General features: G+C 65.6%; 14 protein-coding genes. 7 read left to right on the forward strand and 7 right to left on the reverse strand.

Annotation, left to right across the window (positions count from 1 at the left end):
- Nucleotides 1–38 precede the first annotated feature (38 nt).
- The 5 genes from ACFU8Q_RS30250 to ACFU8Q_RS30270 are packed head-to-tail and all read left to right on the forward strand — an operon-like array spanning nt 39 to nt 2114.
- Complete coding sequence (locus ACFU8Q_RS30250; RefSeq protein WP_384459774.1) at nt 39–461, forward strand: gas vesicle protein; 423 nt, start codon at nt 39–41, stop codon at nt 459–461.
- A complete protein-coding gene (locus ACFU8Q_RS30255; RefSeq protein WP_384459737.1) occupies nt 458–1273 on the forward strand; it encodes a GvpL/GvpF family gas vesicle protein in 816 nt (271 codons plus the stop codon). The genes ACFU8Q_RS30250 and ACFU8Q_RS30255 overlap by 4 nt, the downstream gene beginning before the upstream one ends.
- Nucleotides 1270–1527 (forward strand): gas vesicle protein, encoded by a 258-nt coding sequence (locus ACFU8Q_RS30260; protein WP_384459740.1) that lies wholly within the window; start codon nt 1270–1272, stop codon nt 1525–1527. The genes ACFU8Q_RS30255 and ACFU8Q_RS30260 overlap by 4 nt, the downstream gene beginning before the upstream one ends.
- Nucleotides 1517–1924 carry a gas vesicle protein K gene (locus ACFU8Q_RS30265; RefSeq protein ID WP_384459743.1) on the forward strand — a complete coding sequence of 136 codons (408 nt, stop codon included), beginning with the start codon at nt 1517–1519 and terminating at the stop codon, nt 1922–1924. The genes ACFU8Q_RS30260 and ACFU8Q_RS30265 overlap by 11 nt, the downstream gene beginning before the upstream one ends.
- 16 nt (nt 1925–1940) lie before the next feature.
- Entirely contained in the window at nt 1941–2114 is a 174-nt protein-coding gene (locus ACFU8Q_RS30270; protein ID WP_384459746.1) for a CsbD family protein, read from the forward strand.
- A gap of 285 nt (nt 2115–2399) precedes the next feature.
- Here ACFU8Q_RS30270 and ACFU8Q_RS30275 read toward each other — a convergent pair whose 3' ends face one another.
- The 3 genes from ACFU8Q_RS30275 to ACFU8Q_RS30285 all read right to left on the reverse strand — a co-directional run bounded on the left by ACFU8Q_RS30275 (nt 2400) and on the right by ACFU8Q_RS30285 (nt 7193).
- On the reverse strand, nt 2400–3440 hold the full coding sequence (locus tag ACFU8Q_RS30275) for an SRPBCC family protein (protein ID WP_384459749.1): 1041 nt from the start codon (nt 3438–3440) through the stop codon (nt 2400–2402).
- Nucleotides 3441–3446: 6 nt separating this feature from the next.
- A complete protein-coding gene (locus tag ACFU8Q_RS30280) occupies nt 3447–4361 on the reverse strand; it encodes a histone protein (protein WP_384459752.1) in 915 nt (304 codons plus the stop codon).
- 2031 nt (nt 4362–6392) lie between these two features.
- Entirely contained in the window at nt 6393–7193 is an 801-nt protein-coding gene (locus ACFU8Q_RS30285; RefSeq protein WP_384459755.1) for an SAM-dependent methyltransferase, read from the reverse strand.
- 607 nt (nt 7194–7800) lie between these two features.
- Here ACFU8Q_RS30285 and ACFU8Q_RS30290 point away from each other — a divergent pair.
- Both ACFU8Q_RS30290 and ACFU8Q_RS30295 read left to right on the forward strand, forming a co-directional pair.
- Nucleotides 7801–7965, forward strand: a complete 165-nt coding sequence (locus tag ACFU8Q_RS30290) for a hypothetical protein (RefSeq protein WP_384459758.1) — start codon at nt 7801–7803, stop codon at nt 7963–7965.
- A gap of 135 nt (nt 7966–8100) precedes the next feature.
- On the forward strand, nt 8101–9363 hold the full coding sequence (locus tag ACFU8Q_RS30295; RefSeq protein WP_384459777.1) for a phosphatase PAP2 family protein: 1263 nt from the start codon (nt 8101–8103) through the stop codon (nt 9361–9363).
- Nucleotides 9364–9792: 429 nt separating this feature from the next.
- Here ACFU8Q_RS30295 and ACFU8Q_RS30300 read toward each other — a convergent pair whose 3' ends face one another.
- The 4 genes from ACFU8Q_RS30300 to ACFU8Q_RS30315 all read right to left on the reverse strand — a co-directional run.
- Nucleotides 9793–10020 carry a hypothetical protein gene (locus ACFU8Q_RS30300; RefSeq protein WP_384459761.1) on the reverse strand — a complete coding sequence of 76 codons (228 nt, stop codon included), beginning with the start codon at nt 10018–10020 and terminating at the stop codon, nt 9793–9795.
- 85 nt (nt 10021–10105) lie between these two features.
- Nucleotides 10106–10681, reverse strand: a complete 576-nt coding sequence (locus tag ACFU8Q_RS30305; protein ID WP_384459764.1) for a GNAT family N-acetyltransferase — start codon at nt 10679–10681, stop codon at nt 10106–10108.
- A gap of 441 nt (nt 10682–11122) precedes the next feature.
- The gene (locus ACFU8Q_RS30310) at nt 11123–12316 is read right to left on the reverse strand and encodes an MFS transporter (protein ID WP_384459767.1); all 1194 of its coding nucleotides are present in this window, start codon (nt 12314–12316) and stop codon (nt 11123–11125) included.
- A 405-nt stretch (nt 12317–12721) separates the two neighbouring features.
- A partial coding sequence (locus tag ACFU8Q_RS30315; protein ID WP_384459771.1) for a PucR family transcriptional regulator occupies nt 12722–14180 on the reverse strand: 1459 nt, incomplete at its 5' end.

The raw sequence follows: 14180 nt of genomic DNA on the forward strand, positions 1-14180 counted from the left end.
GAGGTGCAGCGGCCGTGACCGAACCCGTCGCCAGGAGGCTGGGCGACCTACCGTCCAGGTCCGCTCCGTACGGCCAGGGCTCCTCGGCCAATCTCGCCGACATCTTGGAGCGGGTCCTGGACAAAGGCATCGTCATCGCAGGCGATATCCAGATCAACCTCCTGGACATCGAGCTCCTCACCATCAAGCTGCGCCTTCTGGTCGCCTCGGTGGACAAGGCGAAGGAAATGGGCATCGACTGGTGGGAGCACGACCCGGCCCTGTCCTCCCGCGCCAACGACGGCTACCGGTCACTCGCCGAGGAGAACAAGCGGCTGCAAGCCGAGATCGCGGCGCTGCGCGAGGACCGTGAGCTGGCACCGGCCGAGGACGAGGAGAGTCGTCCTTCGGCTCCCCGCCGCACCTCACGCACCAAACGGGCAGATCCCAGCCCCCGCAGCGAGAAGCGGGACAAGCCATGACCGAGGCCATCGCCTATGCGTACGCCGTCGCACGGGACACCGACGGATCACTGGAGGAAGCTCTCTCCGGTCTCCCTGGAGTAGCGGATACGCCGGTGCATCTGGTGCGTGCAGAACAAGGCGACGATGTGGTGATCGCCGTGAGCCCGGTACCCGAGCGGGACTTCCAGGAAGCCGCGCTGCGAGCCCATCTCGAAGACTTGGACTGGCTGGAGTCGGTCGCCCGCGCACATCACCGTGTGATTGAGGCGCTGGCCGCCCGCACCACCGTCCTGCCGCTTCGTCTGGCGACGGTATACCTGGACGACGAGCGGGTACGACTCATGCTCCGCGCCCGCCACGAGGCGTTCGACCGCCGACTGACCGACCTGGCTGCACAGGTGGAGTGGGGCGTCAAGATCTATGTCGAAGCCGCCCCGGCGACCGAGAATCCGGCCGACGGACCCACGGATACGGGCCTGAGCCCCGGGCGGGCCTACCTCAGCCGGCGCAGAGCACAGCGACACGCTCGGGAAGACGCCTATCGGGACGCCGAACGGGCCGCTGAGCGGGTCGAGGCCGCAGCCCGCGCCCATGCGGTTGATCGCGTCCAGCACCGACCGCAGCAAGGCGAACTCGCCCGCAGGCCCGGAGAGAACGTCGTCAACGACGCCTACCTTGTGCCGCTGCGCCATGCCGAAGGCTTCCGCGCCGACGTGATGAGGGCCGCAGAGGGACTTCCCGGAGTACGCGTCGAAGTCACCGGACCGTGGGCCCCTTACTCCTTCGCCACCCCCGCCGAGGCCGAACCACTGAAGAGGGCCACGCCATGAGGGCGGCGGGCGGCCTGCCGGCCACGTCGGAGGAGCCGCTGCCGGAACGGCAGATCGCACTGATCGACCTGCTGGACCGGTTGCTCAGCGGAGGCGTGGTCCTCACCGGCGACGTCGTGCTTTCCATAGCCGATATCGACCTCGTACGCATATCTCTGCGCGCGCTGATCGTCTCCATCAGCGAGCAGAATCCCTCCCCGTGGAATGCCATCTCACCATCCGCAGGAGACGTAGGAGACGACCATGACAGGTGAGGACCGTCCACCCGTCAATCGCCTCGACGAGGTCGCCGACGCCGCCGCCCGCGCCTTCCGCATGCTGCCCGCGGTGCCGCAGGACGTCCCACCCCGGGGCGGGACGGACGCGCGAAGGCCGGCCCACCGGATCATCACGGACCCGGACACAGTGGAACGGGACCTGATCAAGCTTGTCCTCACCCTCGTCGAGCTGCTGCGACAGCTCATGGAACGCCAAGCCCTTCAGCGGGTCGACGCAGGAGATCTCACCGAGGAACAGGAGGAGCGTCTGGGAGCAACTCTGATGATTCTGCACAGTCGTATGATTGAATTCTGCACCCGATACGGCCTTTCCATGGAAGATCTCAATTTGGATCTCGGACCGCTCGGAACTCTGCTGCCACCACCCGAATGATCCCAGGGAGCACGGCATGGGCATCGGAAAGAAGACCAAGAACATCGGATCAATAGCAGAGGGGAAAACCAAGGAAACGGCCGGGAAGGCCGTGGGCAATGAAAGTCTGGAGGGAAAGGGAAAGGCCCAGAAGACGAAGGGGAAGGTGAAGCAGGTAATTGAGAAGGGCAAGGACGTCTTCAAGCACTGAAGAATGGACATGCCGAGGCATTGGCAGCCGCGACGCCGACCCGCCGCACTCGGGGCAACGGCGGGCCCGCGTCCGGTGCGCCCGGTGTCGCCTCGCCCGCGCTCGGGAAGACATTCCGCTGCATTGGGATCAGCTATGGCGTCCCCTGCAACCGGCCGGGGAGTGACAACACGGCCACCTCAAGCGGCATCTCCTTCCCGTTCCGCTGGGCCCGACGGATGACTGCACCGCTCCGCCAGGACATGAATACGGTCGTCCGCCACGGGGCTTGACGGGGCCCTCAGCTCAATCCTCTTCTTCATCTTCATCTTCATCCTGCTCTTCGTCGCTCTCTTCCCAGTCGCCCTCGTCCTCGTACTCGCCCTCGCCCTCGTCCTCGTCCTCTTCCTCTCCTTCGTCCGCGCCCTCGTACTCGTCCTCTTCCTCTTCCTCTTCCTCGCCCGCGCCCTCCGCGTCGTAGTCCTCGGCCTCCTCTCGGTCGTAGTCCGCAGCTTCCTCTTCCGCGTCGGCAGCTTCTTCTTCCTCGAGAGCCTCTTCGTGGGTCTGTACGACCTCGCCGTCACGGATTTCGCCCCGCCAGCCCTCGGGCTCTTCGTCGGTGAACGTGACATGGCGCTGGAAATGTTTGAGGTCCAGCCGAAGTCGCCGTCCCTGAGCACGCCACAGGTTGCCGGTCTTCTCAAAGAACCCCGAAGCGTAGTATTCAACGACCAGAACAATGCGGGTCAGTCCGGGCGTCAGTTCATGAAAACTGACTGCACCTCGAGTCGACCCTTTGGCCCCCTCGGACGTCCACACGATACGTTCGTCCGGTACCTGCTCCTGAACGGTCGCTTTCCAACCCCGGGTCGAAGGACCGACCTTGGCCTTCCAGTTGCTGGACGTCTCATCGGTCCGAGAGACATCCCGTACGCCCTTTGTGAAGCTGCTGAACTTCTCGTACTGCGTCCAGTGGTCGTAGGCCGTACGCAACGGCACTCCGACATCGATGACCTCGATGATGTTGGTGACTTTCTTATCTCCTGACTTGCGCCCCTTTCCGCCGCCGAAGATCTCCTTGGCCTTCCCTACGACCTTGTCCTTGACGTTCTCCGCTGTCCCGGAGAGCACGGCCTTGAGGGGAGAGTCGCCTCCGAGGAGGTTGGCTCCGACCTTGGAGAGTGATCCGCCGTTCTCGGCGACGTCGGTGAGCTGGCCCGTCGCGTCGATCAGCTTGTCGCCGGCTCTTTCTGCCAGATCCCCCACCCGAGCCTTCAGATAGTCCCCGAGTTCTTCACGCAGTCGATCGAGTCCCGAGTTCGTGTTGTCCTGTTCCGTTTTTGACATGACCCGTTACCTCCGGCGCTCGACGTGCGATGATGCCTTCTTGGTACTTTTCCTGGCAGTCTTCTTCGCAGCAGGAGCAGTCTTCTTCTTCCCTGCGGAATTCTTCTTCGCAGGCGTCTTCTTGGCCGCGGCCTTTTTCGTCGCGGTTCTCTTTGCCGCCGTCTTCTTCGCGGTGGTTTTCTTGGCAGGTGCCGACTTCTTGGCTGCGGATTTCTTGGCCGGTGCTGATTTCTTCGTAGCGGTCCTACTGGAGGCCGCCTTCTTCTTGGTGGCCTTCTTGGCCGCCGGCTTTTGTCCACCCCGCTTCGCGGGGCCTTCCCGCTTTGCCGCTTCACGTCGGCCGGCGGTCGGCCTGGCCGGCTCACGGCGTCTTGGCGCAGGCTTCTCAGCAGCTCCGGGCGTGCGACGGCGGGGTCGCCCTTCGGGCTCTCCCTCCGGCTCCGCTTCCTCGCCTTCTTCGCCCTCGGGTTCCTCCTCGCCTTCCTCGTACTCCTCTTCGGGCTCCTCTTCCTCCTCGTACTCCTCTTCCGGCTCCTCTCCCCTGTCGCGTGCGTACTCGTCCTCGCGCTCCTCCTCTTCTCCCTCCTCCTCTTCCGGTTCCTCCCCACCACTCTCAAGCTGGATTGTCCGTTCATGGAGCGTATCGGCGAGCGTCGCCATTCGACGGTTGAAAGCGGCGGTTACGGCCTCCCGGCCGGCATCCATGACCTCCCCGCGCAACTGCTCACCCAATTCCGCAACCTGGGGGATCTCCCCGAGTTTGCGCATTCCTTGAGTCACGAGCTGCCGCGGTTCGAGTCCGAATTGACGTCCAGCAATATAGGACGCCGCCGTGAGGGCGAGCCGACCTTTCTTTGTGCGGCCCAGCACATAGCCGCCGGCCAAGGCAGCGGCAAGCAAGATCCTGTTTCCGTTATTCATGGGTGCCTCACCTTTTCATGGGTATGCAGCCGATCGGCGTCTGCGCAGGAGGCCGCCACTCACCGGCATAGCTCTGCCATATCTCCAGATTGATCGGTGTCCTGGCCTACGCATCCCGAGCGGGCCAACAGGGACCCCTTGGGCACGGTGCAAATGAGCCCGACCGCTGCGTGGCGGACTGTCCCGGCGGCACACGGCACGCGCCGTAGAGCCACGGGAGTTTGATGTCCACGCAGCCCGCCATATGGGTCACGGCCGGGACGGAGCCTTCCGACTCCGAGCCTCGGAGGAGTGCTCCCCTTCGCCGCTCGATGCGGAATCGACATTGCGAGCGATCCCGATTTCGTGGAACTTATCGACCATAATGGTGTATACGTAGCGTTCGGCCGGGACCTCGGCTATGCCCCTGGCGTCCTCCGGTCGGGGCCGGAGGACGCCAGGGACCTCTCCGGAATCACCGTCGCGAACGTTGGCACTCCTGCCGTGCGGTGCCCCCGGAGCGACCGGAGGGGGGCGGCCGAGGAGAGGAAGCACCATGAAGCTGCCGGAAGCCCGTTGCGGGGTGTCCGCATACTCGTCACAGGCTCCGACAGGTCGCCGCGACTGACCCGGATGACCCGAACGTGCCCGGACAGTAGTGCGTTCCATCCTGTGATGAGCACCGCTGCGGCCGACGTGTCGACCGCGGTTACATGCGCAGCGCCGGGCGGCGGCGATCGCCACTGCGTCGGTACCAGTACCCACGTCGAGCACCTCGGCTCCGGGTGCCAGTTGTTCGAACCGCAGAGCGGATACGAGCATGGCCGTGTCTTCCTGCGGCTCGTAGACACCAGGAGGCTTGAGGTACTTCACCTGTCTCGCCCGTCTCCGCTGAAGATCACTCAGGGCGACCTGCAGAGTCTTCCGCCCGGTGTGTGATGGGTCAATCGTCGGCGAAGTTTCAGCGAGCTAACGAACCCTGACCGACCGTGCCGCTGCACGCCTCCGACGAGGCCGTGCTCCGACGGCCGCGCAAGCGCAGGGCCCGTATGCGGCGGTGCGCAGCCCACTCGGCTACCCGTATCTACCTTGCGCCGATCATTCCGAGGCTGCAATCGGTGGGGCACGCTCACAAGCAACTGGGGAAAGAGGGGCTGCGCAGGGGGCTGTGGAGCGCCCGGTCAGTCGGGTGGCTCGGGAACAGGGCGGGATCCGGGATCCGGCGCCGGGGGCTGCTCCGGGCCCGGGCGTGGTTCGGGTTCGCTGGGGCCCGGTTCGGACGGTGGCTGCGGGTCATGCGGAACCGGATCCGGCCGGCTGGGTACGGGGCCGGGCCCCTCAGGGGACGGTTCTGTAGTCATAGCTCTCGTCCTTGCGTTGTGCGTCAGTCGCTGAACTCCTCGATGGACGCCGGGCAGAAGACGGAAAGATCTTCAGGTCGCGGGCTCGCGGCTTGTGATCAAGGGTAGTCGGAGCGGCACGGCACAGACAATTGGCCTTTCGCGGTGAATGTGAATCCGAAGAGAATTCAGGGCGCCCCTTTCAGTCAGGCAACTCACAGTTGCGCACCCTTCCGTAGCATGCAAATATCCCGGACGCGCAAATGGAGTTGCAGCGCGACCGGGCCCTTGAGTGGCCATGGACGGCACCAAGCCAAATTCGCCGCACGGAACCACCTTGGATCTACTCTTCGGTGCGGTGCCGCTCACATTGGTGATCACCAGCGCCTATGGCGCCACGCCATCCACCGGGGCCCGGTGACATCCCCGGGTTGCCGCAGCCTCGGCGAACCGACCGGGGGCCTTGGCCGCCAGTCGGCCCGCCAGTGCGCCCTGACGCCCCGTAACCGGGCGAACTCCCGTTCCAGGACCGCGATGTCCCACGCACGTGCCTTGCTGTCGTGTGGACCACGGCGTGATCCGTGCGCAGGGCGCGTACGGCTGTCCGTCAGTTCTGTCGCATCGAGGCGGAGCCCCGCCGCAAGCGAGTCCAGAACGTGACGCTGATCGACCCGGTCGCTGCCGGTGAGGCGTAGGGCGGGGAAGTCACCGGTCAAGCCTTGCGAGCCACGGCGCACCACATGGGCAGGGTGTCGTCCGGGGTGTCGGACGGTCCGGGACGCCAGCGGGTCAAGGTGACAACGCCCGGTTCCAAGATCTCCAGGCCATCGCAGAATCGTTGCACCTCTTCGTGGGTGCGGGGGGTGGCGGAGGCGTGGCTGGCGGCTCGCTCGTTGTAGATCCGCATGGATTCGGCGACCTCGGGGGCGGTGACGTCGACGGCCGGATGGGAAAGTACGAGGTGACTGCCCGGGGCAAGGCGGTCCAACAGCCGACGGGTGACGTCCCACGGGTCCTCGGCGTCCTTGATGTACTGCAGGATCGCCACCAGCATGAGACCGACCGGCTGGTCCAGATCCAGGGTGCGGGAGGCCGCGTCGAGAATCGTGTCCACGTCCCGCGCATCGGCCTGCACATAGTCGGTCTGCCCCTCGGGGCCGCTGACCAGTAGCGCTCGCGCGTGGGAAAGGACGATCGGATCGTTGTCGACGTAGACGACACGCGATTCGGGAGCGGCCAGCTGAGCCACCTCGTGGGTGTTCTCTGCGGCGGGAATGCCCGTACCGATGTCGAGGAACTGACGTACACCGGCCGCCGCGAGGTGACGTACGGCGCGGCCGAGGAAAGCCCGGTTGGCCCGGACCGACGGCACAATCGTCGGGTTTGCCCGGGCCGCGAGTTCCGCTGCCTCCTGATCCACCGGATAGTGATCCTTGCCGCCCAGCCAGACGTTGTAGACGCGGGCGGGGTGCGCACTCGCAGGGTGCGGTACGGACAGCGCGTTATTTTTCATCGTTCGTCACCTCGTGCGGCCGAAACGGCCAGGTCGGACTCAGGTTCGGCCACGGTACCCCTGCGATCCGCCCCTCAACTACCGATCAGCGGAAAGTTGCTTGGCGAGCGTTCCGCACCGGCGCGTTCCATGACGGACCGGGCGGTGCGGCACGGGCAACAGCGCAACACCCCCACACCTGCTGTCAATCCGACCTGTCGTCGCACACCCAACCGTGTTGGTACGCGGTAGCGCTGGGCACGCCTGCGTAGCGGTCCTTGGCCCCGCCGTTCGTGTCGTACACGTTGGAGCAGAGGTTCCCGTCCGACGCGGCGCCCGGCCGGGACCGCACCGAACACGCCGAAGGTGGCCGCAACTGTCGCTGTCACGGCAACAATTGCCGCACGAAATCCGATTTTCCCTCCGCGCCTTCCCCCTTGGTGTTTTCGATCCCAATCCCCCGACAGTCCCGCAACCGCGACAGTCACGCATTCTCACCGCCGGGCAGGTCGCGGCGACAAGAGCACCTACGCGGCAGGAAAGCGCGCCTGGCCGGGGCAACCACGATGCTTCGGAGCCGCTGGGTAACCCGTGTCGTCCTGGATGCCCGCCGGGCGTCGAGAGTTTCATGGCCGTTCCCGAGCCGCTGAACCATCGAGCCAGGATCGACCGTCGCACCACCCGTGACCAACAAACCCGTCCGCACCACTCCGATAACATGATCGAATTCATGGCGATCACCCTTATCGCCCGCCCTTCACCGGAAAGCCGCACCATCCGTCATGAAGAGTGACCAACCCGACCAACATCTAACAAATCGGCCAAACAATTGATATCTATAGCATCGCGGGTGTTTTCGCGAATAAGAAGCAGAATTACGTTCGCTGCGTGGCGTCAACCACGGGCGGCACTGTGGGTCACGGCGGCGGTGGTGGCCTTCGGATTCCTCATCGCGCTGGAGATCGCCGCACGTCGCTACGGCCTACCGGGGCCGATCACCACCCAGGCGCAAGAGGTGGTATTCGCCCCCAAATCAGGTTTCCTGTTGTACGCCAGTATGGCGTTGATGATGGTGGTGCTCACCTGGCGGCAGAGGTTCATCGCGGCTGGCGCCGCTATCGGCATCGACGTCACGTTTTTGCTCGTGCGGTGGGCGACCGACGCCAAGGTGACCGACGGCCACCCCTTCGGCAACGGCGCGTTGTGGGTGATTTTGGGTTGTGCGGTCATCGCTGTCACGCGCCGCACAGGCCGGGAACGTGTCCTGCTGCTGAAGGGCGTCGGGCTGGCCCTGCTGCTGGTGGCCGGCCGCAAGACTGGCGACACCTGGCTACTCATCACGTCGAAAACCCGCCCGGCGGTGCTCGACCAATACGTGGCAACCGCCGATCACGCGCTGGGCAACCCGTCATGGCTGGTAGGTCGGATGGTCACGGCCACCGGCCCGATCGGCGCCCGTTTTCTCGACTACGTCTACACTCAACTTGCGGTGGCCGCGGTCATCGTTACGCTGTACCAGCTACGTAACGTGGCGATCGAACGTCGCTTCCCGGGCCATCACCTGGTGCGCACCTTCCTGGTCATCGGCCTCCTCGGGCCGGCCATCTACATGATCTTCCCGGTGGTCGGACCGATCTTCGCCTACGGCGCCGACGGCGGGCACTGGGCGGTGGCCGACCTGTGGCCGGACACGCCGCCGCCGGTCAATATCCCGCACCACATGCCATTCGACGAGATCACCCCACGCAACTGTATGCCCAGCCTGCACACAGCATGGGCTACCGCTATCTTCATTCATTCCCGCAAGGGCCCACGGATTCTGCAATTCGCAGGTGCGTTCTGGCTGATTGCCACGCTCGGCGCAACGCTGGGATTCGGCTACCACTACGGCGCAGATCTGGTTGCCGGCGTGGTGTTCACGCTCACGATCGAGGCAGCGCTGCGCTCGCTCGCACGTGGCTGGGACCGGTCAGGAATCCAGCTGGTCACCTACGGTGCAACGGTCTTCGCTGCGCTCTTGGTGTCATATCGCTATCTGCCGATGGAGATGGCCAAACATCCGTGGGTATTTGGACCACTGCTCATTCTGGCGGCTGCCTCAGTGGTCTACGGCTATGTACGGACCACCAAACGGTGGGAATCGAAGGCCGCACCAGCGCGGCAACCGGAACCACAACCCGAACTGGTTTGAGTCATGTTGCACCAGGAGGCGTGCGGCGGCCACCGCACGCCTCCTCCTCCCCGTGAACTTCCGTTCGCCCTGCGGTAGATCCCAGCGGCACCGTCCGACCCTGGACGGGGCCTGAGAGGCCGGCGTGCAGGGCTCCGTCCAAGGCCTCCCGGCCGGGGAACCTTTGGTCGATTTCATCGTTGGTACGACCTGATCAGCCGGCATCCGAACGACCCGTGCGGCGGCCCCGGTTCACGGCAGTGCTGACATAACGGCCCGCCGGTTCGAGCGCTGCGGCGCAACCACTGGGCGAGTTCCGCGAGGCTGAGGCACGATCTGGGAGAGGGCGACCTCCGAAAGAATCAGAAGCCTGGGCAACGTGACCGACGCCCCCGAGCACCGGAACAGCCTGAGCCGGCCGCCAACGTCAGGGCGTCAAGCTGAGCCCGGTCATTCACCCGCGAGGCAACGAGCACCTGCCGCATCGGGGTTTTCCGGATCAAGGGCGTCGTTCTGGCGGACGACATCCTGGCCCTGCGCTGAGGATTTGCCCCATACACGGGGAATGGTGCCGCGGAGATCACCGCACTGATGGGCCTGGTGTGTGGCCCCGTGTTCGGCGGCGGTGATGCCGAACAACACAACATCGTGGTGACTACGGGCGAAGAATTCCCCCATCCCCACCACACATACCGTGATCACCTCGGCTGAAGGATCGCGTAACGCCGGCGGGTCGCCGCCGGGCCTTCGTGCGTGGCAGTGCTCAGCCTCGCCGGCGGAAGTCCAGCATGTAGAAGACCTTGTCGTAGCGACGTTCACCGACGGCGACAAAGTCGGGGAGACGGCCGTATTCGGTGAAACCCAGCGACCGGTAGAGCTGCAGGGCACTGGTGTTGTCGCCACGGGCGTCCAGGGTGAGGACCTCGATACCCGCCTCCCGGGCGTCAGCGATCAAGGCAGCGGTCAGCGCCCGACCAACGCCACGACCCTGGGCAGCAACATCTACCGCGATCTTCTCCAGATCTCCGTGTGGCCGATGGGTCGGTCGAGCGTAGCGGAGCCAGTACCCCAACCCGACAAGCCTGCCGTCGAGGTAAGCGGCACGCAGGGCCGCATCCCCAGCCTGCACCGCAGAGACGACGTGGCCAAGAAGTTCCGCCACCTCGCCCCGCGAGGGTGGTTCGACCCAGCCCAGCGCGGCACCCCCACTGACCAGGGTTGCCAGGATCTGGTGGGCCGACTCCGCAAACCGGACATCCAGCTCCGGATCGGAGGTCAGCTCCAAGGCACCAAGGATGACGGGCTCGGTGGTCACACTGCTGGTCATGGCCGGATTCATGACGGGCAGCCTAACCGAACGTTTCAGAATGAGGTTCGGAGTCGTCGCAAGCAGATGATGCCGCAGGCGAGTTGGAGCAAACCGAGTCGCCTCCAATAGCCGGAGCATCCCCAAAAACGGCAGCGCCCGACCGTTCGAGGGTCGCAGCGGCTCATCCTTACGTCTATTTCCGAGCCCACGGCCTCGGTAAGCAGCAGCACCTCGAAGGCGATGCCACGCACCAGCAGCACAGCGCAGACGCACCGCCTCAGGGTCGGATGACCTCACGGTTCGCTACCCTGACAGTCCGGCCGGCGGGCGAGCAGTCATCGGGCGCCGCCCAGGTGGCAGGCGGCGGACGCAACCAGCGGGCCGGTGGTCCTGCCCGCCTCCGCCGTGCTGGCGGACCGCCCGCTGGGCAGGGCACTGCAGTTGACGGCCGCGCACCCTTCCCGATGATGACTACGGAGTTCGAGACATTTTCGGCTGCAATGGGGCTCCTTGCTCCGCGGTGGAACGAGGGCGGGTGGTGAGTGAGATGCACGCGGCCACGACGGTGGCGAGGGCCAAGAACCCGAACGCCGCAGCGAAGCCTGAGCGGTCGGCGAGCCAGCCCATTATGAGTGGGGCGAGGACGCCGGCGAGTTGTCCCCCTGTGTTGACGACACCCATTCCGGAACCGATGACGTCGCGGGACAGCGCGCGCAACGGCATTCCGATGATTCCGATCGATGCGAGTCCGGCCGAGAACATGGCGAGTGACTGCAGGACCGTGAACGCGGTTGTCGAGCTGGTGAGCAGCATGGCGACGAGCAGGGCAGCAGAGAGAAGCAGGGCTGGGACGACCAACCGACGTGGGTCTGCGTCGAGTCCCCGGCTCATGAGTTGGCCTCCGAGTACCACGGCGGCTGCTGTCACGAGTAGCGGTATGGCCGCAGATACTCCGGCCGCGACCATGGACATGCCTCTGGCATCCATCAAGTAGGAGGGGACCCAGGTGATCATTCCGTAGTTCAGCATGTTGAAGCAGGCGAACATGAGCGCGCAGCGCAGGACCAGTCCGTTGCGCAGCACAAGTGTCACCGGGGCCGACGAGTCGAGCGGTCGGCTGCCGGGCTCGGTCAGCTCACGCGGGAGCGGTGGTGGCATCAGCTTCCATAGCACCAGTCCGACGGCCAGACCTGCGGCGGCGATGATCCAGAAGGTGTGCCGCCAGCCCGTCATTGCCACGACCGGGGCGACGATCAGTGGGCCGAGGCCCGCGCCAAGACTGTTCGACGCGAGCATCAGGCCGGCGCCGCGACTGCGCGTGCTGGGTGTGGTCCGTTCGGCGAGTGCCTTGAAGGAGGCTGCTGGGAAGAGCGCTTGCGAAATCCCGAACAAAGCTCGCAGCACCAGGAGTGCAACCAGGCCCGGCGCGAGACTGGTCGCGGCGGTGAACACTGACCAGGCGGCCAGTGACACCACTAGCAGCGGGCGGGAACCAACCCGATCGGCGAGCAGGCCGGCTGGGAACTGTCCGACCATGTAGGCGATTGCGAAAGCGGATACGACCAACCCCTGTTCGGTGCGGGTCAAGCCGAACTCCTGGCCGATCAATGGCAGGGCAGTCGCGATCATCACGCGGTCGATGTAGTCGATGACGTATACGCCCATGAGCAGGGCGAGGGATGTACTTTCGGTGCGCCGGACGGTCTTGGGTGTGCAGTTCGGGTGCAAGGACAGTCCCTCCGTCGGTGGGTAGTGAGGAAGCGTAGGGCGGTGAGTCCACCGTCGATTCGTGCAAGCGCACGACAGAGGGAATGGTGATTCGTCCGATGCGACGAGCGTGACAAGGCGTTCTGTTGCGCACGAAACACAAACGAGGCGCAAGCGCCGCGGGCGGGTTGGCTCGTGTCGTTTCGGTACGAGGACGTAGTGGTGGCCGAGGTCGGCGTGCCGCTGGGCGCGGAGGCGTTCGGCGCCGTCCGAGCTCGCCGGCCTGAGCGGGCTCGACGCACGCAGGCGCTGCCCCTTTGCCGAAGGTGCGAGGGCGAGCAACGTAAGAGACCAGTGGGGAGGTTACTCGTCCTGCGTCGGGTGACGAGTGGGCCCCAAGGTGGAACACGGCAGAAGTCGCAGTTGCAGCATGGCCGCAAAGCGCTGGTCCGGGCTGTCCAGGTCGATCCCGCCTACTTCGGTGAGGCGGCGCAGACGGTAGCGGAACGTGTTCGGGTGGACGTGTGCCATCGCTGATGCTGCTGTCACATCGCCGAACGAGTCCAGCCAACATCGCAGCGTGAGAAGCAGTTGGGAGTGGTGTTGTACGTCGTAGTCGAGCAGGCGGGCGACCGTACCCGTTGTACGGTCGCCACGGGCCGCCGCAAGGTCGGCAAGCTCTAGAAGGAGCGCCTCGATGTGAACATCGTCGATGGTGGCGACGCGGCGTCCGCGGCCGGCGGTGAGAAGTACACGGAGCGCCCGGTCCGCGCCGTCGCGCGAGTGCCGAAGCCCGACAATGTCCTCGGCCAGGGGGCCGATGCCGATCACTGCCGCCGCGCGGCGGCCCGTGCGCTCCAGGAAGGCCGAGGCGAGGCGCATCGCACGGTCAGCGTCGTCTGCCGGTCCGCCTGGCACGGGCACGATGCCGTAGGCAATGTCTCCCACGAGCGCGACTGCTGATCTCGACTGGACTGCGCTCAGGTGCATTGACAGCGCGTCGGTGAGCCGCTGTCGGTCGGCCATTCGGCTGACGCCTTCTTCTGCCGTCGGCTCTGCGGCGCCGGCCAGTCCCATCGCCAACACGATCACGGTTCGACCGAGCAGGCCGAGACGCGCCATCGCTTCGGGAGCCGCAGCACCGCCCTCCAGGACCGTGCTTACCAGGTCGGCCCTCAGTCGGCGTTCAACGTCGGCTCCCGCCCGCAACCGGAGCATGTGCAGGGCGACCACCTTCGCCGCGTCTATGAGTGCCTGTGTGCGTTCTTCGCCGAGCGGGGCCGGGACCGCCGCCCAGATCGAGCCGAGGATTTCATCCCCTGCTCGGACGGCGATTGCTACCCGTGGTATTTCCATCTCGAAGTCCTGCGTGCCTGGATCGATGTAGACAGGCACCGGTGCACGGTACAGGCGTTCGAAGACGCCGTTGCGCTCAAGGCCGCGGGTGAACTGCTCGGGTACTTGGCGGCCCAGGATGGTTTTCACGCGGGACTGGTCGGCCTCATCCTGCCGGCCGGAAAAGGCCAGCACCCGCGAGGCCCGATCCTCGATGGTCACCGGAGCGTCCAGCAGTGCCGCGACCGCGTTGGCCACGGCGAACAGGTCGCCTGCAGGTATCCCGTCAAGGGTCTGCGGTGAGGCGTCGCCGATGTCGCCCTCGGCGAGGAGGGTGCGGAGCATGGCGGCGAGCTGGGTCCATGAGGCTCCTGCGGCCAGGCCGAGCAGGGCGACGCCGGACTCGTCCGCTGCTTTCAGGACCTCGGGCGTCGTCTTGGCCGGCTGCCGGACGACGAGCGCGGCAGCGTGCCGACGACCGTAGGCG

The sequence above is a fragment of the Streptomyces sp. NPDC057543 genome (assembly GCF_042801895.1).
In the GTDB taxonomy this organism is placed as follows: domain Bacteria; phylum Actinomycetota; class Actinomycetes; order Streptomycetales; family Streptomycetaceae; genus Streptomyces.

Bases quoted from the DNA above. Each gene is read 5' to 3' on its own strand.
- ACFU8Q_RS30280 (WP_384459752.1), bottom strand. From the start codon at position 4,361: ATGAATAACGGAAACAGGATCTTGCTTGCCGCTGCCTTGGCCGGCGGC.
- ACFU8Q_RS30285 (WP_384459755.1), bottom strand. From the start codon at position 7,193: ATGAAAAATAACGCGCTGTCCGTACCGCACCCTGCGAGTGCGCACCCC.
- ACFU8Q_RS30275 (WP_384459749.1), bottom strand. From the start codon at position 3,440: ATGTCAAAAACGGAACAGGACAACACGAACTCGGGACTCGATCGACTG.
- ACFU8Q_RS30270 (WP_384459746.1), top strand. From the start codon at position 1,941: ATGGGCATCGGAAAGAAGACCAAGAACATCGGATCAATAGCAGAGGGG.
- ACFU8Q_RS30260 (WP_384459740.1), top strand. From the start codon at position 1,270: ATGAGGGCGGCGGGCGGCCTGCCGGCCACGTCGGAGGAGCCGCTGCCG.
- ACFU8Q_RS30290 (WP_384459758.1), top strand. From the start codon at position 7,801: ATGGCCGTTCCCGAGCCGCTGAACCATCGAGCCAGGATCGACCGTCGC.
- ACFU8Q_RS30300 (WP_384459761.1), bottom strand. From the start codon at position 10,020: ATGGGGGAATTCTTCGCCCGTAGTCACCACGATGTTGTGTTGTTCGGC.
- ACFU8Q_RS30305 (WP_384459764.1), bottom strand. From the start codon at position 10,681: ATGAATCCGGCCATGACCAGCAGTGTGACCACCGAGCCCGTCATCCTT.
- ACFU8Q_RS30310 (WP_384459767.1), bottom strand. From the start codon at position 12,316: ATGGGCGTATACGTCATCGACTACATCGACCGCGTGATGATCGCGACT.
- ACFU8Q_RS30255 (WP_384459737.1), top strand. From the start codon at position 458: ATGACCGAGGCCATCGCCTATGCGTACGCCGTCGCACGGGACACCGAC.
- ACFU8Q_RS30265 (WP_384459743.1), top strand. From the start codon at position 1,517: ATGACAGGTGAGGACCGTCCACCCGTCAATCGCCTCGACGAGGTCGCC.